At 68.2% G+C, this 19,439-nt stretch carries 20 protein-coding genes; 4 read left to right on the forward strand and 16 right to left on the reverse strand.

The window, feature by feature from the left end; all coding sequences use genetic code 11:
- Nucleotides 1–2 precede the first annotated feature (2 nt).
- On the reverse strand, nt 3–503 hold the full coding sequence (gene purE / locus DX912_RS10425; protein WP_115842451.1) for a 5-(carboxyamino)imidazole ribonucleotide mutase: 501 nt from the start codon (nt 501–503) through the stop codon (nt 3–5).
- Nucleotides 504–567: 64 nt separating this feature from the next.
- Here purE and DX912_RS10430 point away from each other — a divergent pair, with 64 nt between their 5' ends.
- A complete protein-coding gene (locus DX912_RS10430) occupies nt 568–837 on the forward strand; it encodes a Trm112 family protein (protein ID WP_115842452.1) in 270 nt (89 codons plus the stop codon).
- Nucleotides 834–1,700 (forward strand): carboxylating nicotinate-nucleotide diphosphorylase, encoded by an 867-nt coding sequence (gene nadC, locus DX912_RS10435; protein WP_115842453.1) that lies wholly within the window; start codon nt 834–836, stop codon nt 1,698–1,700. Before DX912_RS10430 ends, nadC begins: the two co-directional genes overlap by 4 nt.
- 20 nt (nt 1,701–1,720) lie before the next feature.
- Here the strand turns inward: nadC and DX912_RS10440 are convergent, their stop codons facing one another.
- Complete coding sequence (locus DX912_RS10440; RefSeq protein WP_181902794.1) at nt 1,721–2,521, reverse strand: FHA domain-containing protein; 801 nt, start codon at nt 2,519–2,521, stop codon at nt 1,721–1,723.
- A 108-nt stretch (nt 2,522–2,629) separates the two neighbouring features.
- On the opposite strand from DX912_RS10440, the gene DX912_RS10445 reads away from it, so the two are divergent.
- Complete coding sequence (locus DX912_RS10445) at nt 2,630–2,950, forward strand: DUF3301 domain-containing protein (protein WP_115842455.1); 321 nt, start codon at nt 2,630–2,632, stop codon at nt 2,948–2,950.
- Nucleotides 2,951–3,095: 145 nt separating this feature from the next.
- On the opposite strand, the gene DX912_RS10450 is transcribed toward DX912_RS10445, so the two are convergent.
- The 7 genes from DX912_RS10450 to DX912_RS10480 form a co-directional block, all read right to left on the reverse strand.
- Nucleotides 3,096–3,566 (reverse strand): ClpXP protease specificity-enhancing factor, encoded by a 471-nt coding sequence (locus tag DX912_RS10450; protein ID WP_115842456.1) that lies wholly within the window; start codon nt 3,564–3,566, stop codon nt 3,096–3,098.
- 148 nt (nt 3,567–3,714) lie between these two features.
- A complete protein-coding gene (locus DX912_RS10455) occupies nt 3,715–4,350 on the reverse strand; it encodes a glutathione S-transferase N-terminal domain-containing protein (protein ID WP_115842457.1) in 636 nt (211 codons plus the stop codon).
- 149 nt (nt 4,351–4,499) lie between these two features.
- Nucleotides 4,500–5,261 (reverse strand): cytochrome c1, encoded by a 762-nt coding sequence (locus DX912_RS10460; protein ID WP_115842458.1) that lies wholly within the window; start codon nt 5,259–5,261, stop codon nt 4,500–4,502.
- A 37-nt stretch (nt 5,262–5,298) separates the two neighbouring features.
- Nucleotides 5,299–6,558: a cytochrome b gene (locus tag DX912_RS10465; protein ID WP_115842459.1), complete on the reverse strand. Its 1,260-nt coding sequence runs from the start codon at nt 6,556–6,558 to the stop codon at nt 5,299–5,301.
- A 3-nt stretch (nt 6,559–6,561) separates the two neighbouring features.
- The gene (gene petA, locus DX912_RS10470; RefSeq protein WP_115842460.1) at nt 6,562–7,185 is read right to left on the reverse strand and encodes a ubiquinol-cytochrome c reductase iron-sulfur subunit; all 624 of its coding nucleotides are present in this window, start codon (nt 7,183–7,185) and stop codon (nt 6,562–6,564) included.
- A gap of 193 nt (nt 7,186–7,378) precedes the next feature.
- Complete coding sequence (locus tag DX912_RS10475; protein WP_115842461.1) at nt 7,379–8,332, reverse strand: lytic transglycosylase domain-containing protein; 954 nt, start codon at nt 8,330–8,332, stop codon at nt 7,379–7,381.
- 114 nt (nt 8,333–8,446) lie between these two features.
- Nucleotides 8,447–9,235 (reverse strand): lytic transglycosylase domain-containing protein, encoded by a 789-nt coding sequence (locus tag DX912_RS10480; RefSeq protein WP_425477933.1) that lies wholly within the window; start codon nt 9,233–9,235, stop codon nt 8,447–8,449.
- Between the two features lie 261 nt (nt 9,236–9,496).
- Between DX912_RS10480 and miaB the strand changes: the two genes are divergently transcribed.
- Nucleotides 9,497–10,804, forward strand: coding sequence for a tRNA (N6-isopentenyl adenosine(37)-C2)-methylthiotransferase MiaB (gene miaB, locus DX912_RS10485; protein WP_233433566.1), 1,308 nt, complete (start codon nt 9,497–9,499; stop codon nt 10,802–10,804).
- Between the two features lie 45 nt (nt 10,805–10,849).
- Here the strand turns inward: miaB and DX912_RS10490 are convergent, their stop codons facing one another.
- The 7 genes from DX912_RS10490 to DX912_RS10520 form a co-directional block, all read right to left on the reverse strand.
- Nucleotides 10,850–11,902 (reverse strand): DUF5694 domain-containing protein, encoded by a 1,053-nt coding sequence (locus DX912_RS10490; RefSeq protein ID WP_115842463.1) that lies wholly within the window; start codon nt 11,900–11,902, stop codon nt 10,850–10,852.
- An 83-nt stretch (nt 11,903–11,985) separates the two neighbouring features.
- Nucleotides 11,986–13,617, reverse strand: a complete 1,632-nt coding sequence (locus DX912_RS10495) for an ABC-F family ATP-binding cassette domain-containing protein (RefSeq protein WP_115842464.1) — start codon at nt 13,615–13,617, stop codon at nt 11,986–11,988.
- A 234-nt stretch (nt 13,618–13,851) separates the two neighbouring features.
- Nucleotides 13,852–15,516 (reverse strand): amidohydrolase, encoded by a 1,665-nt coding sequence (locus DX912_RS10500; protein WP_115842465.1) that lies wholly within the window; start codon nt 15,514–15,516, stop codon nt 13,852–13,854.
- 72 nt (nt 15,517–15,588) lie between these two features.
- A complete protein-coding gene (locus DX912_RS10505) occupies nt 15,589–16,704 on the reverse strand; it encodes an ABC transporter permease (protein WP_115842466.1) in 1,116 nt (371 codons plus the stop codon).
- A complete protein-coding gene (locus DX912_RS10510; RefSeq protein WP_115842600.1) occupies nt 16,701–17,645 on the reverse strand; it encodes an ABC transporter ATP-binding protein in 945 nt (314 codons plus the stop codon). Before DX912_RS10510 ends, DX912_RS10505 begins: the two co-directional genes overlap by 4 nt.
- 38 nt (nt 17,646–17,683) lie before the next feature.
- Nucleotides 17,684–18,631: an HlyD family secretion protein gene (locus tag DX912_RS10515; protein ID WP_115842467.1), complete on the reverse strand. Its 948-nt coding sequence runs from the start codon at nt 18,629–18,631 to the stop codon at nt 17,684–17,686.
- A 4-nt stretch (nt 18,632–18,635) separates the two neighbouring features.
- Complete coding sequence (locus DX912_RS10520; protein WP_115842468.1) at nt 18,636–19,355, reverse strand: TetR/AcrR family transcriptional regulator; 720 nt, start codon at nt 19,353–19,355, stop codon at nt 18,636–18,638.
- Nucleotides 19,356–19,439: the final 84 nt, after the last annotated feature.

Here is a 19,439-nt window from a genome sequence, read left to right on the forward strand (position 1 = left end):
CGTCACTTCCGGGGATCGTCGTTGGCCAGCACATCGTCGGTCTGGCGGGTGCGGAAGGCGTCGAGCGCATCGCCGATCGCCGGCTGGTCGTTGGCGAGCAGCGCCGCGGCGAACAGCGCCGCATTGGCCGCGCCGGCGTTGCCGATGGCGAAGGTCGCCACCGGAATGCCCGCCGGCATCTGCACGATCGACAGCAGCGAATCCATGCCGTTGAGCGCCTTGCTCTGCACCGGAACGCCGAGCACCGGCACCGCGGTCTTCGAGGCCAGCATGCCGGGCAGGTGCGCCGCGCCGCCGGCGCCGGCGATGATCGCGCGCAGGCCGCGGGCTTTCGCCGTGGCCGCGTAGTCGAAAAGGACGTCGGGCGTGCGATGCGCCGACACCACGCGGACTTCGTGCGGGACGCCCAGCGCCTCCAGCTTCGCCGCGGCATGCTGCATCGTCTCCCAGTCGGAGCGCGAGCCCATCACGATGCCGACCAGCGGCGTGGGTTCTCCTGGCATGGTCCTAAGGCCCTGTGCAAAGACGTATTCTAACCCCCTGTTCGATTCCCCCGGCACCGACTCCATGGACCGCAAGCTGCTCGACCTGCTCGTCTGCCCCACCTCGCGCCAGCCGCTGCAACTGCTGGACAGCCGGGGACTCACGGCGCTGAACGCCGCGATCGAGGGGGGCGGGTTGCAGCGCGCCGACGGCAGCGCGCAGATCGAGACGCTGCACGAGGCCCTGGTCACGCGCGATCGCAAGACCGTCTACCGCGTCGACGACGGCATTCCGGTGCTTCTGGCCGAAGAAGCGATCGCGACCTCGCAGATCCCGGCCTTCCCGGGGGCATGAGCACGTTCGCCCCGCCGCCGGCCGAGGTCGTCGCGCACGACGTCGCGCTGGCGCTGGCCGAAGACCTGGGCAGCGGCGACGTCACCTCCGCCCTGTTGCCCGACGTCGCCGACGATGCGTACCTGCTGTGCAAGGAAGACGCCGTGATCTGTGGGCGGCCGTGGTTCGATGCCTGCCATCGCGCGCTCGATCCGCACGTGCGCATCGACTGGCGCGTGTCCGAAGGCGACCGCGTGAAGGCCGGCACGGTACTGGCGACGCTCCACGGCCGCGCGCGTGCGCTGGTAAGCGCCGAACGCGCGTCGCTCAACTTCATGCAGACGCTGTCCGCCACCGCGACCACGACGGCGGTCTACGTCGAGGCCGTGCGCGGCACGGCCGCCAGGATCCTCGATACGCGCAAGACGATTCCCGGCCTGCGCCAGGCGCAGAAGTACGCCGTACGCGTCGGCGGTGGCGTGAACCATCGCATCGGCCTGTTCGACGCGGTGATGCTGAAGGAGAACCACGTGCGTGCAGCCGGTTCGATCACGGCCGCCATTCGTGCCGCGCGCGCGATGCATCCGTCGCTGCCGCTGATCGTGGAAGTCGAATCGATCGAGCAACTGCGCGAAGCGCTGCACGAAGGTTGCGACCGTATCCTCATCGACGATTTCGATGCATCGATGCGCCGCGACGCGGTCCGCATCGCGCACGAACTGCCGGCCGATGAACGCATTCCGCTGGAAGTGTCCGGCGGCGTCGACATGCAGACGCTGCGCGGCATCGCCGAGGACGGCGTGGATTGCATCTCGATCGGCGGACTGACCAAGCACGTCCGCGCGATCGACCTGTCGCTCAAGCTCGGACCGCCGCCCGCCTGAGGCGGCGGCGGTCGGGTCCCTTACAGCGGCATCAACACGACCGCAGCGGCACCGGCGGCCACCAGCACGAGCGCCAGCGCGACCCACGGCCACGCCGAACGCTTCGGGGTTTCCTTCGCCTTGCGCATCGACGTCGGCACGACCTGCACCGGCTCCTGCACGGACGTCCCGGCGACCCGGAAACGCAGCACGTCGAACGCGAGTTCGTCGCCGACCTTCGCCTCGCCACGCAGGATGCGCTTGCCGTTGAGGAATGTGCCGTTGCTGGAGCCCAGGTCCTCGACCTGCACGCCGGTGTCGGTCGGGATCAGCCGCGCATGCGAGCGCGACAGGCCCGGCGTATCGAAGCGCAGGTTGCAGTCCGGTCCGCGGCCGATCGTCAGCACGCCGACCAGCGCATCGCTGCGGCTGCCCAGTTCGGCCGACACGCTGCGCAGGAAGAAGCGCGGCAACACCGGACGCACGGCGGTGACGCCGGGGTCGTCATTGGCCGACATGAGGTCGGGACCCGCGACCGGCTGGCGCGAGACCACCGGCGGCGGACCAAGCGCGGCGAGCTTCGCCTGCACCTGGTCGAAGCCGACGCTGTCGCCCGGGCGCAGGGCGATAAGCCCCTGCACCTGTCGGCCGTTGACGCTGACCGCGGTTCCGGCCGGGACGTCGAGCATCACGCCCTGCGCGGTGACATGCAGCTGGCAGTGCTGCGGCAGCACGCCGGGGTGGTCGATGACGATGGTGGATTGGGGGTCGGAACCGACCCGGTTGACGCCATGGCCCAGCAGGACCTGCGGGTGTTCTCCACCCGGAAAGACGAGTTTCAAGCGGGATCTGCCCCCTGCAGCGGTTCCCATCATTGTGTGGTGCGCGACGTGTGGGGCGCGTCGCGGTCGGACCTTGCGAGCAGCTCGGCACGTCGCCACAGTAACGGCATGACTCTACTGATCTTGATGATCGTCGCTGCGATGGCGTTCGCATTCTGGAGCGCCAGCCGGGCGGCCGCCGAACGCGCCGAGGCCGTCGGCCGCGATGCCTGCCGCGCCGCGGGCGTGCAGTGGCTGGACCAGAGCGTGCACGCGATCGGCCTGCGCTTCTATCGCCAGGACAGCGGATGGCTCGGTTTCGAACGGACGTTCCGCTTCGACTATTCGATCAACGGCGAGGACCGCCACATCGGCAAGCTGGTGCTGCGCGGCGAACGGCTGGTGGCGTTCACCGGACCGGTGACGCGGGAGCCGTCGGCATTGCATTGATCGGCGTGCGTGGTGGCGTCGCGACCGGACCTGGCACCCTGTCGCTTGCACATTGCCGCTGATGGCGTGCCGGCCTGGATCCCGGCCTTCACCGGGAAGGCGTAATGGCAAAGGCGCACGCGCATGGCGCGTGCGCGCCGATACGTCACTTCACGATGCGCAGGTGCGCGCCGCGCTTTGGCGTCGGCGTCTGAGGCCCGTCGTCGTCGCCCTCGGGCGCAGGTTCGCTCGGTACCGCGCTGAGCGGACTGATGGGCGTCTCGTCGGCAAGTTCGACTTCCACTTCGCCTTCGTCCGCCGCGGCGTGGATGTCTTCCGGCAGCGCCATGCCCTGCCCCGTTTCGCGCGCGTAGATCGCCAGCACGGCCTGCACGGGAACGGTTACCGGATAGCTCACGCCGCCGAAGCGCGCGCTGAAGCGGATCGCGTCGTTCGCCATTTCCAGGCGAGAGACGGCGCGCTCGGCGATGTTCAACACGATCTTGCCGTCCTTCACCGCGTGGGTGGGAACCTGCACGCCATGGCGCGTGGCATCGACCAGCAGATGCGGCGTCATGCCGTTGTCGGCGATCCACTCGTACAGCGCCCGCAACAGGTACGGGCGGTGGCTGGTCATCGACGAATTGCTTTCCTGACTCATGCCGGGAGTGTAGCGCCGCGCGGTCGCCGACGGTTATACGCGGCGCCCGCTCCAGGCGGCCATCGGCCGCAGATACGAAGACGGGCCCGAAGGCCCGTCCGTGCGTGCAACCGGGTGGCTGCCGTCAGGCCGGCATCTCGCGCAGCTTGCGCTCCTGGTCGGTCAGGCTCCGGGTGAAACCCGGGTTGCGGAAGATGCGGTTGCCGTAGTCCTCGATGGCCTTGCCGTCCTTGGGAAGCGGGACGCCAAGCGCGTCCAGGCGCCAGATGATCGGCGCCATCGCGCAGTCGGCGAGGCTCATTTCGGGGTTCAGGAAGAACTTGCTCGCCTTGAACAGCGGGACCGACGCGGTCAGCAGTTCCTTCAGGCGCTTCCGGCCGGCTTCGGCCTGGGCCTTGTTGCCGAGCTGGATCGCCTGCACCTGCGGCACCCAGTCGTGCTCCAGACGCAGCATCGCCAGGCGCAGACGCGCGCGGGAAAGCGGATCCACCGGCATCAGCGGCGGGTGCGGGTAACGTTCGTCGAGGTATTCGCTGACCACGCTGGCCGCGTACAGGACCAGATCGCGCTCGACCAGCGTCGGCACCGAGTGGTACGGGTTGAGGTCGACGAGGTCTTCCGGCGGGTTCTGCGGATCGACCGGCACCAGGTCGTAGGTCACGCCTTTCGCGGCCAGCACCAGGCGCACGCGATGGCACAGCACGCAGTCGGTGGAAGAAAACAGCGTCAGGGCATTGCGCATACGTGGACTCGCCGCCATTCGACCTCTCCGGCCACCGGAATCCGCCGGTGGTTAGACGCCGCCCACCCCGTGTGGACAGTCGTCACGGCCTCGATCAGCTACACCCTCACTGCAAACCAAGGAGCCCGCACATTCCTGTACGGGCTCCAAAGGGATACAGCATGCGATCAGTGCTTGTCCACGTCCCGCCAGTACTCGGTCTTGAGCAGGTAGGCCAGCAGGGTGAACATCGCCAGGAACAGGATCACCCAGACGCCCAGGCTCTGGCGCTTGAGGGCGGCCGGCTCGGCGGCGTACTCGAGGAAAGCGGTGATGTCGCGCACCGAACGGTTGAACTCCTCGGCGTTCTGGTGGCCCGGCTGGGTCACCTTCAGGCCGAGGACCGGACGCTCGCCGGTCGCCTTGTCCGCGTCGCCGAACTCCGCGTGCTGCAGACCCTGCAGCTCCCACAGCGGGTTGGGCATCGACGCGTTCGGGAACAGCTGGTTGTTCCAGCCCAGCGGACGCGATTCGTCCAGGTAGAACGACTTGAGGTAGGTGTAGATCCAGTCGCTGCCACGGACGCGGGCGATCAGGCTCAGGTCCGGCGGCATCTTGCCGAACCACTGGTTCGCGTGTTCGGGCGTCATGCTGACGTGGATCTGCTCGCCGAACTTGGCACCGGTGAAGTTGAGGTTGTTCATCACCTCGTCTTCGGTCAGGCCCAGGTCCTCGGCCATGCGCGAGTAGCGCAGGTACTTCAGCGAGTGACAGCCGGAGCAGTAGTTCATGAACAGCTTGGCGCCGTTCTGCAGCGAGGTCCGGTCGTCCAGGTCGGTGCCCGACTGCATCAGGTGGCCGCCCTCGGCCGCCGACACGTTGGTCGACAGCGCGACGAAGGACACCAGCAGGCCGGCGGCAAAGGTGGCGAACTTTTTCACGATGCGCATCTTTTGGACGGGGCGGTGGATGGCGCGAGCGGTCATCTCAGTCATGCATCGTCACCCGTTGCGGTACCGGCTTGGTTTTATCGAGCTTGGTCCAGAGCGGCATGGTGATGAAGAAGGCGAAGTACAGGAACGTCAGCACGCGGCCGATGATCGTCTCCACCGGGTCGGTACCCGGGCCGGCGCCGATCTTGCCCAGCCACAGGAAGCAGATGGCCAGCACGCCCAGCATCACCTTGGTGATCCAGCCGCGGTAGCGGTGCGACTTGACCGGCGACTTGTCCAGCCACGGCACGAAGAACAGCACCGCGATCGCCGAGAACATCACCAGCACGCCGCTGAGCTTGTGCGGGATGACGCGCAGCATCGCGTAGTACGGCGTGTAGTACCACACCGGCTTGATGTGCTCCGGCGTCACCAGGCGGTTGGCCTCGGTGAAGTTGTCGTGCTCCAGGAACCAGCCACCGAAGGCCGGCGCGAAGAAGATCACGAACGCGCAGATGATCAGGAAGAAGCCGACGCCGAACAGGTCCTTGACCGTGTAGTACGGATGGAACGGGATGCCGTCGGCCGGCTTGTTCGGATCCCAGCGGTTGCCCTTCGGACCCTTCTTGATCTCGACGCCGTCGGGGTTGTTCGAACCCACTTCGTGCAGCGCGCCCAGGTGCAGCACGACCAGCAGCAGCAGGACGAGCGGCAGCGCGATGACGTGCAGCGCGAAGAAGCGGTTCAGCGTGGCGTCGCCCGGCAGGAAGTCGCCCATGATCCATTCGGTCAGGCCGTTGCCGATGACGGGGATCGCGCCGAACAGCGAGATGATCACCTTGGCGCCCCAGAACGACATCTGGCCCCACGGCAGCACGTAGCCCATGAAGGCCTCGGCCATCAGGACCAGGTAGATCAGCATGCCCAGGATCCACACCAGCTCGCGCGGCTTCTGGTAGGAGCCGTACATCAGGCCGCGGAACATGTGCAGGTACACGACGATGAAGAACATCGACGCGCCGGTGGAGTGCATGTAGCGGATCAGCCAGCCCCACTCCACGTCGCGCATGATGTATTCGACCGACGAGAACGCTTCGGCCGCGGACGGCTTGAAGTGCATCGTCAGGAAGATGCCGGTGACGATCTGGTTGACCAGCACCAGCAGCGCGAGCGAACCGAAGTAGTACCAGAGGTTGAAGTTCTTCGGCGCGTAGTACTCGGTCATGTGCTTGCGGTACGCCGGCATCATCGCCGGGGCCCGCTCGTTGACCCAGTCCATCACGCCGCCAGCGGCCTTCGTGAGAATGTTCGCCATGGCTTACGCCGCTCCCTTGCTGCTGGACGAGGGATCGACACCGATGACGATCGTGGTGTCGTTCTCGTAATGATGCGGCGGCACGAGCAGGTTGATCGGCGCCGGGACACCCTGGAACACGCGACCGGCCATGTCGAAGCGCGATTTGTGGCAGGGGCAGAAGTAACCGCCCTTCCACTCCGGATCGAACGGCTCGGGGCGGATCTCGGCCTTCATTTCCGGCGAGCAGCCCAGGTGGGTGCACAGGCCGACGAGGACCGAAATCTCCGGCTTGATCGAACGCAGCTCACCGGTGATGTACGCCGGCTGCTGGTCCTTGTTCTCGGACTTGGGATCGCGCAGGTGCGCGTCCAGCGTCGGCAGCGCGTCGAGGATCGCCTTGGAGCGCTTGACGATCCAGATCGGCTGGCCGCGCCATTCCATGATCAGTCGCTGGCCTTCTTCCAGCGCCGAGATGTCGGCGGTCACCGGTGCACCAGCGAGCTTCGCCCGCGTGCTCGGATTCCACGACTTGATGAAGGGCACCGCCACGAAACCGGCACCGACCGCGCCGACCACTGCAGTGGTCGCGGTCAGGAACCGACGGCGGCCCTGGTTGACAGGATCGTTGACCCCTTGGTTGGCCATCCGGCACTCCGCAAAGCTGGAACGAAGTTACGCCGCACTGCCAACGCCACTGGCGACAGCTCGCGGCACAAAAGACGGGGAAGTGTAACGGAACGATGAATGAACCGACAATCCGCTACACGTTGCGCGAGTCGTCCGCTGGACGGACGCGCACGCACCCCACGCCCCGCCGGGCGCGGGATGGGAAAAAACGTCAGCGCATCATGGCGGTGGCGCCCCGATAACGATCGGCCAGCTGGCCCACGCGCTGGACATAACGCTGGGTTTCGCTGTAAGGCGGCACGCCGTTGTACTTGTCGACGGCGCCCTCGCCCGCGTTGTAGCCGGCGGCGGCGAGGGTCAGGTTGTTGTTGAAGCGCTTGAGCAACCACGCCAGGTACTGCACGCCGCCCTGGATGTTCTGGCGGGCGTCGAACGCATTGCTCACGCCGAATCGCCGCGCCGTGGCGGGCATCAACTGCATCAGCCCCTGCGCGCCGGCGCGCGAGAGCGCGTTCGGGTTGTAGGCCGATTCGGCATGGATGATCGCCCGCACGATCGACTCATCGACGCCGTGCTGGCGCGCCGCGGCGGCGATCTCGTCGCGGTAGGCATCGGTGTTGAGGCGCACCGTGCCGAAGTTCACGCCCGGCCGCATGGAGCAGGCGTAGCAGGTCTCGATGTAGCTGTAGCGGATCGTGCGCACCGCCGAGGCGCTGGCCACGTTCTGCGGCTTGCGGCTGGTGTAGTGACGCACGCCATCCTTGATGTAGGAGTACACCTGTCCCTGCACGACGCGCGGCGCGTTGTACGAAGGCGTGGGTACGGGCGTCGGTGCGATCGGCGCGGACGTAGCGACGGTCGCCATCATCGAAGGCGTCGTCGATGCGGGCGCGGATGCCGACACCGAAGCGGTGACGGAAGAAGCCGGAGACGTCACCGCGCCGACGGCGGCGACGGGCGTGGAAACCATCGGCTTCGATGCGGCGGACTTGCGCGCGGGGCCATCAGGCGTGTGGCTGACGACCGTGCACTTCGCACCGGCCGGGCGCTTGCTCACGTAACTGCGTGAACCATCGGGACCGTCGCAACGGTACAGCGTGCCGGCAACGGACGGCGCCGCGGCCAACAGGCAGACGATCCCCAGCAGCAGTGAGCCCCCCCTCATGGCCGCGAGTGTGTCCTGTCTGCTTCCCCTTCACAAGTCCTTGATTGCGCTGGCCTCGTGAAACGTGACCGCGCCCGCATCCCTGCCCCGCCCGCCGGTCGAACCCCTGGCGGCTCAGCGCCGCATCGCGGTCGCCGACCGGTATCGCTCGGCCAGTACCGCCACCCGCTGCACGTAGCGCTGGGTCTCGTCGAAGGGCGGCACGCCGCGATAGCGGTCGACCGCGCCCTCGCCGGCGTTGTAACCCGCGGCGGCCAGGACCAGGTTCCCGTCGAACCGCTGCAGCAACCACGCCAGGTACTGCACGCCGCCGCGGATGTTCTGGCGGATATCGAAGACGTTGACCACGCCGAAGCGCCGGGCGGTGGCGGGCATCAACTGCATCAGCCCCTGCGCGCCGACGCGCGAGATGGCATTCGGGTTGTAGGCCGACTCGGCGTGGATGATCGCCCGCACCACCGCCTCGTCGACGCCGAAATCGCGCGAGGCCGATGCGATTTCCGCGCTGAAGGCCCGGGTGTCCAGCCGGATCGTCGCGAAGTCCACGCCGGGCTGGAGCGCACAGGCGTAGCAGGACTCCATATAGGTGTAGGTGACCCGGCTCACCGGCCCGAGCCCGGCGCGCGGGGTCGGACGCTGGCTGGCGTAGTGGACGACGCCGGCCTCGGTGTAGGTGTAGACCTGGCCCCGGGCCACGCGCATCGGCGGCAGGGCGCCGGCCGCGTCCGCGGCTTCGACCGCCGCCGGCGCATCGTCCGCCGCACCGGACGGGAAGCCGAACGACTGCGCCGGCGCGGACGGCCGGCTTGGCTGCCCCAGCCCGGACTGTGCCCACGCCGCGGGCGCCGCCACGAGCAGCCCGGCCAACCCCAGCGATGCAAAGCCTGCCTTCAGGGACTTCACGAACGTCAGGGTCGTCGGCGCGGCCCGCGCGCCCTCCGTCTGCCCTCTGATTCTCAGAACGCGATTGCGGGCCGAACCCGGACCGCGGCCTGTAGAATGCGCCCCCTCCGGCGCGGAATAACCGCCGCCCCTCCCGGATCGAGCCAGATGAGCCAGACCAACACGACTTCCCTGCCCTTCGAGGCAGCCGCCGAGCGCGGCACCGATGCTGCCGTCGCCACCGCGCCGCGCAAGCTCTACATCCAGACCCACGGTTGCCAGATGAACGAGTACGACTCGGCCAAGATGGCCGACGTGCTCGCCGCCAGCGACGGCCTGGAGCTGACCGACAACGCCGAAGAGGCCGACGTTATCCTGATCAACACCTGCTCGATCCGCGAGAAGGCGCAGGAGAAGGTCTTCAGCCAGCTCGGCCGCTGGAAGTCGCTGAAGAACGGCGGCAAGCCGGTCGTGATCGGCGTCGGCGGCTGCGTGGCGTCGCAGGAAGGCGAGGCGATCGTGAAGCGCGCGCCCTTCGTGGACCTGGTGTTCGGCCCGCAGACGCTGCACCGGCTGCCCGAACTCATCCAGGCCCGTCGCGACACCGGCCTACCGCAGGTCGACATCTCCTTCCCCGAGATCGAGAAGTTCGACCGCCTGCCCGAGCCGCGCGCCGAAGGCCCGTCGGCGTTCGTGTCGATCATGGAAGGCTGCAGCAAGTACTGCTCGTTCTGCGTGGTGCCCTACACGCGCGGCGAGGAAATCAGCCGTCCGTTCGAGGACGTGCTGGTCGAAGTGGCCGACCTCGCCTCGCAGGGCGTGCGCGAGATCAACCTGCTCGGCCAGAACGTCAACGCGTATCGCGGCCCGTACGGAGAAGACGGCGAAGTCGCCGACCTCGGCCTGCTGATCCGCGCCATCGCCGAGATCGAAGGCGTCGGCCGCATCCGTTTCACTACCTCGCATCCGCTGGAGTTCTCCGACTCGCTGATCGAGGCCTACCGCGACGTGCCCAAGCTCGCCAACTACCTGCACCTTCCGGTGCAGGCCGGCAGCGACCGCATCCTGAGCGCGATGAAGCGCGGCTACACCGCCATCGAGTTCAAGCAGAAGATCCGCAAGCTGCGCGCGGTGCGCCCGGACATTTCGGTCAGCTCCGACTTCATCGTGGGTTTCCCCGGCGAGACCGACGCCGATTTCGAGAAGACGATGAAGCTGATCGAGGACGTCGGCTTCGACCAGTCGTTCTCCTTCATCTACTCGCGCCGCCCCGGTACGCCGGCGGCCGACCTGGAAGACAACGTTTCCAGCGAGGAAAAGCATGCGCGCCTGTCGCGCCTGCAGGCGCACATCAACGCGCATGCGCGGTCGATCTCCGACGCGATGGTCGGTACCACGCAGAGCGTGCTGGTCGAAGGCCCGTCGAAGAAGAACCCGAACGAGCTCACCGGCAAGACCGAGAACATGCGTTCGGTGAACTTCCCCGGCCACGCGCGCCTGATCGGCCAGTTCGTCGATGTCGTCATCACCGAGGCGATGAGCAACTCGCTGCGTGGCCGCGTGGCGGTGGCCGAAGCGAACGGCGCCTGATCCCGGCGCCGTTCGCGGCATCGTTCCGGCGCGCGCCGGGACGGCTTACTTCAGCACCGTCCCGACGTCGACGATCTCGACGCCCTGCAGCTGGCCCAGCCAGGTGTCGAACCAGGGCTTGTGCGCGGCCCCCACGATGGACAGCACGCGCGCGCCCGGCTTCTCGCGAAACGTCTCGCGGATGTTGGCGACCATACGCAGGTTGCGCGTTTCCCAGCCGGCGACCCACACCTGCGGATAACGCTCGGGCGAAGTCGACCGCATCGCCGGCACGATGTTGTTCTTCGCGCGTGCATCCAGCGACGCGGGCTGGTTGAGCACGCGATACAACGCCAGCATGTCGCCCGAATCGGTCGATACCTTCTCGCGCGTGAGCGCCGCGTCGAGCTCGGCGCGGTCCGAATCCCAGGCCGCCTGCAGTGCCTTGCCGAACGCCTGCACGTCGGCAATGCGTGCGTTGTCGCCGGTGTGGTTGTCCACCGCGTGCAGGCGCGGCAAGCCCAGCTGGACGGCAAGCCGCGCGCCGATCACGTAACTCTCGTCGTTGCGCGTTTCGAGTTTGCGCAGCATCGCGACGAGCGCCTCGTCCAAGCCATCGCCCGCGCGTCGTTCACCCGCGGGCAACTGCAGCCATTGCACATACGCCGACGCGCGATCGTTCGCGGCAAGAAAGCGCGAGGCCAGATGGCGGCGCTGCGCGGGCGTGGGTTGGGCAGGCCATTGCGCGAGGGTCTTCTCGACTTCGGCGATGGCCGCGGGAACGTCGAGCCCCGTCGCCTGCTTCGCCGCGTCCGTGCTGGCGCAGTAATCGGCGCCATAGATCGCCGCGTTGCGCGCGGCCATGTCGCATTCCTCGCCTGGCAATGCCTCGATCGTGATGATCTCCGGCTTGAATGCGGCGAGCCGGTCGATCACCGGCGCCAGGGACGCGGGCTTGAACGATGCCGGCAGCCCGCTCAGATGCACCGAACCGAGCACCAGCACCTGCGCGCGTGGACCGGCCATGTCGCGATCAAGCGTTGCCAGATCGACCTGCGCGCTCGCCACCGCCGGCGCCATCAGGATCGCACCTGCCCATCGAATCCATCGTCCGCTCATCCACTCCTCCCATGGTGCGTTCGCAAGGACGGCCATTCTCGCAGCCCGCGTGGCGTCCCACCCGTGACATCGGACACAGGGCGCTACGCATCGACGAACGCCCTTTCGAGCAGGCGGCCATTCTCGAGTACGAGTCGCCGCGTCGGCGAAAGGGCTTCGACGAACGCCGCGTCGTGGCTGATGATCACCAGCGCACCGCGATACGCGCGCAGGGCGCGTTCGAGTTCGCGCACCGCATGCAGATCGAGGTTGTTGGTCGGTTCGTCCAGCACGAGCAGTTGCGGCGCGGGCGTCGCATGCAGCGTGCACGCGAGGCTGATGCGCAGCCGCTCGCCGCCGGAAAGCGCCGCGATCGGCCGATGCATGGCGGCACCGCGGAAAAGCCAGCGTGCGAGCAGGTTCGCACGTTCGACGTCGTCGAGCGCGGGCGTGCTCGCGCTGAAACAGCCCATCACGGTGTCCTGCGCGTCGAACGCGTCGAGCCGTTGCGACAGTCGCGCGACGCGACCTTCGCCGCGCCTGGTGACGCCCGAACCCGGCGTGAGATCGCCGCAGAGCAATCGCGCGATCGTGGTCTTCCCCGAGCCGTTGCCGCCGGCGATGGCGATGCGTTCGGGGCCGCGGATGTCCAGGTCGATTCCGCCGGGCGCGAACAGGGCGACGCCATCATGGAGTACCTGCAGCGATCGACCGGAAAACAGCCATCTGCCCGGCGGCACGTGCGTGTCCGGCAATTCGATGCCGAGGTCGGGCTCCTCGCGGGTCGACCGTTGCGCGACCGCCAGGCGTCGGCCCGCGTCGGCCAGTCGCGCCGCATGCACGTCTTCCGAGCGGCCCGCTGCAACCTGCGCCGCGCGCTGGCGATTGCCCGCGACGATGCGTGGCAGTCCCGCATCCGATGCGCCACGACGTGCGTTGGACGCGCGACGTTCGGTGCGCTCGCGCGCCTGCTGGCGTTCACGTTCCTCCCGCTTCACGGCGCGTCGCAGGCTGCGCACGTCCTGCTCCGCGGCGTCGGCCTGCACGCGAACGGCCTCTTCGTAGAACGCGAAATCGCCCCCGTACAGACGCAGCGACGTGCGATCGAGTTCGGCTACCTGGTCCACGCAGCCCAGCAGCGCGCGGTCGTGGCTTGCCATGACCAGGCAGCCGTCCCATTCGTCGATGAAGCGGTAAAGGCGCTGCCGCGCAGCGGCATCCAAGTGGTTGGATGGCTCATCGAGCAGCAAGACGTCCGGCCGCTTCAACCACTGTGCCGCGAGCCCAAGCGCCATCACTTCGCCGCCGCTGAGCGTGTCGAGCGTGCGGTCGAGCGCGAGGCGATCCAGCCCGAACGTGGCGAGGCTTGCCCGCGTGCGCTCTTTGAGATCCCACGCGTCGCCGACCGCATCGAACAGCGCCTGCTCCGCGCGCCCGGCCGCGATCGCCGCGAGCGCGTCGAGCCCTTCGCGCACGCCGAGCACGTCGGCGACGCGCAAGGCACTGGGAAAGGCGAGATCCTGCGGCAGGTAAGCAAGTGAGCCGGCGATATCGACCTGCCCGGATGCAGGTGTCAGTTCGCCGGCGAGCAGGCGGAGCAACGTGCTCTTGCCCGCGCCGTTGGGCGCGACGATGCCCGTTCGACGGGCGTCGAGCGTGAAGGACAGTCCATCGAAGACCGGCGTGCCGTCCGGCCAGGCGAAACAAAGCTGGGAAACGCGTACGTGTGCGCGCATGCGGGATGACTCCATCGTGCCGGCGCCAGGGCGCGGCGATCAGAACGAACCTGCGTCAGGCGGCAGGTCGAAGGCTCTGCGGAAGGAGTCGTGGGATCACACTGCGGGAAGGTCTCCGTGGGCCCGTACGTGAATGCGTCGGGCGAAGCGCATTATCGGCCGTGCGGCGCGCGATGTCGCGCACGCACCGCCGGATCGTTCAGTTGCGTGAGGAACGCGACGGCGCGCGCTGCCTCATTTCGCGCGGTACACCGCCTTGCCGTCCACGTACGTCGCCTGCACGGTGAGGTTGCGCAGGCCGTTCGGCGCGATCGCCAGCGGATCCTCCGTCAGCACGACGAAATCCGCGCGTTTGCCGACGGCGAGGCTGCCGACCTGCGTTTCGGCGAAGCCCGCATAAGCGGCATCGAGCGTGAAGCCGCGCAGCGCTTCGAACGCCGTCAGCTTCTCCTGCGGATACCAGCCGCCGGCCGGCAGGCCCTGCGCATCGGCGCGCATCGTCGCCGCGTACAGGCCGAAGCGCGGATCGACCGATTCCACCGGGAAGTCCGACCCCAGCGCGAGGCGCGCGCCGCTGTCGCGCAGCTGGCGCCACGCGTACGCGCCGATGATGCGCTGCGGGCCGACGCGATCCTCCGCCCACGGCATGTCGCTGGTGGCGTGCGTGGGCTGCATCGATGCGATCACGTGCAGTTGCGCCAGGCGCGGAAGGTCGGTCGGCGACAGCACCTGCGCGTGTTCGATGCGCCAGCGGTGATCGGTGGTCGTCGCGTCCTTTCCGAGCGCCTTCGCATACGTTTCGAGCACGACGTGGTTGCCGCGGTCGCCGATGGCGTGCGTGGCGACCTGCACGCCGCAGCGCCTGGCCTTGTCGACCGCCACGGCGATCTGCTCCGGTGAGGTCACCATGATGCCGAGGTTGCCGTGGTCGTCGCTGTATTCCTTCAGCATCGCCGCACCGCGGCTGCCGAGCGCGCCGTCGGCGTAGAGCTTCAGCGTGCGCATCTGCAGGCGGCCCGACGGATGCGTGTACAGGCCGTTCGCGCAGAGCGATTCGAGCGCCTCGTTGTTGCCGTCGGCCATCGCGGTGATGCGCAGCGGCATCGCGCCGCGATCGGCCAGGCGCTGGTAACGCTTGAGTTCGGCCAGGCTCACGCCCGCGTCGTGCACACCGGTCAGGCCATGCTCCACCGCCGATTGCATGCCGAGCGACAGCGCGCGCTCGGCGGTTGCCTCGTCCAGCGGCGGTCGGGCTTCGTCGACCAGCGCCGAGGCCGCATCGACGAACACGCCGGTCGGCTGCCTGCGCGCGTCGCGCACGATGCGGCCGCCATCGGGCTGCCAGTCGCCGGACAGATCGCGCTTCACCGCACGCATCGCGGCGCTGTTCGCCCAGCCGGCGTGGCCGTCGATGCGTTCGAGCCAGACCGGGCGGTCGGGGAACGCGGCGTCGAGGTCGGCGGCGGTCGGGAAGGTCTTGTCCGGCCAGTCGTTCTGGTCCCAGCCGCGGCCGATCAGCCACGCGCCGGCAGGCAGCTGCTTTTCGAACGCCTGAAGCCGTTGCACCACTTCCTGCTTGCTCGCGGCATCCACCAGGTCGGCGCTGAGCATCGTCATGCCCAGCCCCGACACGTGCGCGTGCGCGTCGATCAGGCCTGGAATCACGGTCGTCTGCCCGGCGTCGATGCGCTCGGCCTTCGGATAACGCTTGAGCAGCTCGGCGGTGGAACCGAGCGCAAGAATGCGGCCCGTCTCGTCGTACGCCAGCGCCTGTACCTTCGGCTGCGCGGTTTCCATCGTGTGGATGCGCGCGGCGCTCAGCACCGTGACCTGTGCGGCCATCGCGTGGCCAGACATCGCGACCAGCGCGCCCGAAAGCGCCAGAACCAGCGTACGCATCCCCTACCCCGCATGTCCGAAAGTGTCCGGACTGTGCGCAATCGCGCCGGTCGTGGCAAGTACTGCGTGCGGTCAGTCGAGCCGCTTGCGGAAGCGCGAGATCGCCAACGTCATCATCACCATGATGAAGGCCAGCAGCGCCAGCACGTCGGGCCACAGTTCGAACAAGCCCGCTCCGCGCAGCATGATGCCGCGGATCAACCGCAGGAAATGCGTCAGCGGCAGGATTTCGGCCAGCCACTGCACCACCTTCGGCATGCCGGCGAACGGGAACATGAAGCCCGACAGCAGGATCGACGGCAGGAAGACGAAAAACGTCATCTGCATCGCCTGGAACTGCGACTGCGCCTTGGTCGAAATGAGCAGGCCGAGCGTCAGGTTGGCGAGGATCAGCAGCACCGCGGCGAGGTATACGTCGAGCAGGCTGCCGCGGATCGGCACGTCGAACAGCCACACGCCCAGCACGAGGATCACCGTCGTCTGGATCAGGCCGATGGCCGCGTACGGCAGCACCTTGCCGATCATCAGTTCCGAACTCGACAGCGGCGTGGCGATGAGCAGCTCCATGTTGCCGCGTTCGCGCTCGCGCACGATGGCCACGCCGGTAAACAGCACCATCGTCATCGTGAGGATCACGCCGATCAGCCCGGGAACGATGTTGATCGCGGAACGTCGTTGCGGGTTGTAGAAGCTCACCACGCTCACTTGACCCGGCCCGGTCTGCCCGACGGCGCCGGCGGTGCTCGCATTGGTGCTGGGCTGCGTGTTCAACGGCAACTGGGCGAGCTGCACGGCGGCGCTCTGCACGACGGTGTCGCTGCCGTCGACCAGCACCTGCACGGCCTCGCGGCCTTCGAACCGGCGGCGCTCGAAATCCGGCGGGATCACCACGCCGATGCTGATCTCGCCGCGGCGCAGGCCTTCCATCAATTGCTGTGGCGACGTCGCGCTGACGGCGGGATCGATCACGCCGGTGGCGACCATGTCCATCACCAGCGCGCGCGAGGCGGCGGTGTTGGACAGGTCGGCGATGCCGGTGTCCAGCCCGCGCAGGTTGAGGTTGATCGCGTAGCCGAACAGCACCAGCTGCATCACCGGGATGCCAACGATCATCGCGAGCGTGATGCGGTCGCGCCGCATCTGGCGCAGCTCCTTCATCACGATGGCGAAGAGCCGGCGCAGGTTCATGCGGCCTTCTCCGGGGTGCCTGCGTCCTGCGCGTCGTCGCGGCCACGCGTGGAGGAGACGAAGACGTCTTCGAGGTTCGGCGTCGATGCGGAGACGTCGGCTTCAAGGCCGGCATCGTCTAGCGCCTTCTTGACGCGCGCGGCCGCATCGCCGTTGGCATCGTTGAGCACCCGCAGCGCGTTGCCGATCTGCGCCACGCTGAGCACGCCCGGCACGTCCAGCAGCACCTTCTGCGCGCGGCGCGGCTGGTCGGCCATCACTTCCAGCGTGCGACCGGCGAGCGCGTGGGTGAGTTCGTCCGGCGTGCCGTCGGCGACGAGCACGCCGCGGTCGAGGATCGCGATGCGATGGCAACGTTCCGCCTCGTCCATGTAATGCGTCGAGACGAGGATCGTCGTGCCGGCGTCGGCGAGGTCGAACAGTTTTTCCCAGAAATCGCGGCGCGATTCCGGGTCCACCGCACTGGTGGGCTCGTCGAGGAACAGCAGCTCCGGCTTCTGGATCACCGCGCCGGCCAGGGCCAGGCGCTGTTTCTGGCCGCCGCTCATCGTGCCGGCGAGCTGCTTCTGGCGATCGGCGAAGTGGTACTGCTCGACGAGTTCGTCGATGCGCTTGGCGGCCTGCGCGCGCGGGATGTCCTGCACGGCGGCGAGGAATTCCAGGTTCTCGCGCACCGTGAGGTCTTCGAACAGCGAGAACTTCTGCGTCATGTAGCCGATGCGGCGACGCAGTTCCTCGGCCTGTTCGGGAATGCGCAGGCCCAGCACTTCGACGTCGCCTTCGGTCGGCGTGAGCAGGCCGCAGAGCATGCGGATGGTGGTCGTCTTGCCCGAGCCGTTCGGGCCGAGGAAGCCGTATACATTCGCGCGCGGGACGCTGAGGTTCACGTGGTTCACCGCGACCAGCTGGCCGAAGCGCTTGGTGAGCCCGCGTGCGCGGATCGCGAGATCGCCAGCCGTGTCGGGAGCGACCTGCGCGCTCATCGCGCGAATTCCACCCGCACGGGCACGCCGGCCGGAAGTTCGCCGCCGGTGTCCCCGGTGATCTCCACCTCGGCGAGGTAACTCAGGCGTGCGGCGTCCTCGCCGATCAGCGCGTAGTACGGCGTGAAGCTGGGTTCGCTGCGGATCATGCGCACGCGGCCCTGCAAGGCGGCGTCGCGTCCGTCGATGAACACACGTGCGGTGTCGCCGACCTTGACGTTTGCGCGGATCGGCTCGGGCACGTAGATGCGCGCGTACGGGCGATCGCCAACGAGCATCACCGCAAGCGGCGCGCCGAGCGGCGCTTCGTCGCCGAGCCGGTACGGCAGGCTGTCGACGACGCCGGCGCGGGGCGCGGTGACGTCGAGCCGTTGCAAGGTCGCCTGCTGGTTCGCGGCCTGCGCCTGCGCGGCCGCGACGGCCGAGCGACCCTGCGCGATCTGTTCGACGCGCGTGCCGCGTTCGAGTTCGAGCAGCGCGGCCTGCGCGGCACGGACCTGTCCTTCGGCAGTGCCGGCGGCGGCGCGCGCGCGATCGACATCGGACGCCGCGACCAGACGTTGCCGGCCGAGCGGTTGCAGGCGCGTGTAGTAGGCACGCGCGTCGGCGGCTTCTGCCTGCGCGGCGGCGAGGTTCGCGCGCGCCTGCTGGATCTGCTCGCTGCGCGGGCCGTGTTCGAGTTCCTCCAGCGCCTCGCCCGCCTGCTGCGCCTGGGCCTGCAATGCCTGCAGTTGCGCCTGCGTTCGCGTGAGCTCCAGCTGCAGCAACGGCGTGCCGGCTTTGACGCGCTGGCCCTCGCGCACGTCGATGCGGACGATTTTTTCCGATGCGGGCGCGGGCAGCGCGATGCGGTCCCATTCCAGCGTGCCCAGCGCCTGCGGCGCGTCGTCGCGACAACCGGCAACGACCAGCGTCAGGGCGAGAAGGCAGACACGTGCGTTCATGGCGTCACTCCAGTCCCAGGCCGCGGTCGAGCAGCGCGAGCGTGTGCCGGCGCAGCACGTCGAAATCGAGGTCGTCCGCCTGCAGCAGACGGCGCCAGATCGGCGCACCGGCCGCGGGAAACAGCGTCAATCCGACCAGCGACACCATCAGCAGGCGCGGATCGAGGTCTTCGTTGAGTTCGCCCCGCGACTGCGCCTGGGCGAAGCGCGCGGCCATCATCTGCGGCAGTTGCGGGCCGATGCGTTCGAACAGCACGTCGCGAAGCGCGCCGCCCTCGCACAGCACTTCGCGCACCCACAGCGGCGGCAGCCAGGGATGCGCGGCGACCAGACGCCCCACGCCGGTGACGAAGCCAGCGATCAGCCCGGCCACGTCGTCGCCGGCGGCGAGCACCGGCTCGCGCAACTGCTCGAAGGCCGGCAGCACGCGCTCGGCGATCACCGCTTCCTGCAATTGCGCCTTGTCGCCGAAGTAGTAATGCAGCAGCGCAGGCGTGACGCCGGCTTCGGTGGCGATGGTACGCAGCGAGGTCGCGGCGATGCCCTCGCGCACGAAACAGGCGATCGCCGCGTCGAGCAGGCGTTCGCGCAGGTCGGGGCTGTCGGCGTTCGGACGGCCGGGCGAACGGCCAGCGGGCCGTCCCGCACCTGTCCGTCGAGCGGTTGGCGGGCTCGGGGCCTTTCCGGCCCTCCGACGTGTTTTTGGGGGTAGCTCGGCGCTCATGGCGAATATTTAATTGTGCAATTAATTATATGGCAAGCCCGACCCGACGAACGGTCGGGTCCGCTGGCGCACATGCGAGCCCGC

The sequence above is a fragment of the Lysobacter soli genome (assembly GCF_003382285.1).
Classification (GTDB): Bacteria; Pseudomonadota; Gammaproteobacteria; order Xanthomonadales; family Xanthomonadaceae; genus Lysobacter_J; species Lysobacter_J soli.

Excerpts from the sequence above, each read along its gene's own strand:
- purE (WP_115842451.1), bottom strand. The coding sequence starts at position 503 with ATGCCAGGAGAACCCACGCCGCTGGTCGGCATCGTGATGGGCTCGCGC.
- DX912_RS10430 (WP_115842452.1), top strand. The coding sequence starts at position 568 with ATGGACCGCAAGCTGCTCGACCTGCTCGTCTGCCCCACCTCGCGCCAG.
- nadC (WP_115842453.1), top strand. The coding sequence starts at position 834 with ATGAGCACGTTCGCCCCGCCGCCGGCCGAGGTCGTCGCGCACGACGTC.
- DX912_RS10445 (WP_115842455.1), top strand. The coding sequence starts at position 2,630 with ATGACTCTACTGATCTTGATGATCGTCGCTGCGATGGCGTTCGCATTC.
- DX912_RS10450 (WP_115842456.1), bottom strand. The coding sequence starts at position 3,566 with ATGACCAGCCACCGCCCGTACCTGTTGCGGGCGCTGTACGAGTGGATC.
- DX912_RS10455 (WP_115842457.1), bottom strand. The coding sequence starts at position 4,350 with ATGGCGGCGAGTCCACGTATGCGCAATGCCCTGACGCTGTTTTCTTCC.
- DX912_RS10460 (WP_115842458.1), bottom strand. The coding sequence starts at position 5,261 with ATGCGCATCGTGAAAAAGTTCGCCACCTTTGCCGCCGGCCTGCTGGTG.
- DX912_RS10465 (WP_115842459.1), bottom strand. The coding sequence starts at position 6,558 with ATGGCGAACATTCTCACGAAGGCCGCTGGCGGCGTGATGGACTGGGTC.
- petA (WP_115842460.1), bottom strand. The coding sequence starts at position 7,185 with ATGGCCAACCAAGGGGTCAACGATCCTGTCAACCAGGGCCGCCGTCGG.
- DX912_RS10475 (WP_115842461.1), bottom strand. The coding sequence starts at position 8,332 with ATGAGGGGGGGCTCACTGCTGCTGGGGATCGTCTGCCTGTTGGCCGCG.
- miaB (WP_233433566.1), top strand. The coding sequence starts at position 9,497 with ATGAACGAGTACGACTCGGCCAAGATGGCCGACGTGCTCGCCGCCAGC.
- DX912_RS10490 (WP_115842463.1), bottom strand. The coding sequence starts at position 11,902 with ATGAGCGGACGATGGATTCGATGGGCAGGTGCGATCCTGATGGCGCCG.
- DX912_RS10495 (WP_115842464.1), bottom strand. The coding sequence starts at position 13,617 with ATGCGCGCACACGTACGCGTTTCCCAGCTTTGTTTCGCCTGGCCGGAC.
- DX912_RS10500 (WP_115842465.1), bottom strand. The coding sequence starts at position 15,516 with ATGCGTACGCTGGTTCTGGCGCTTTCGGGCGCGCTGGTCGCGATGTCT.
- DX912_RS10505 (WP_115842466.1), bottom strand. The coding sequence starts at position 16,704 with ATGAACCTGCGCCGGCTCTTCGCCATCGTGATGAAGGAGCTGCGCCAG.
- DX912_RS10515 (WP_115842467.1), bottom strand. The coding sequence starts at position 18,631 with ATGAACGCACGTGTCTGCCTTCTCGCCCTGACGCTGGTCGTTGCCGGT.
- DX912_RS10520 (WP_115842468.1), bottom strand. The coding sequence starts at position 19,355 with ATGAGCGCCGAGCTACCCCCAAAAACACGTCGGAGGGCCGGAAAGGCC.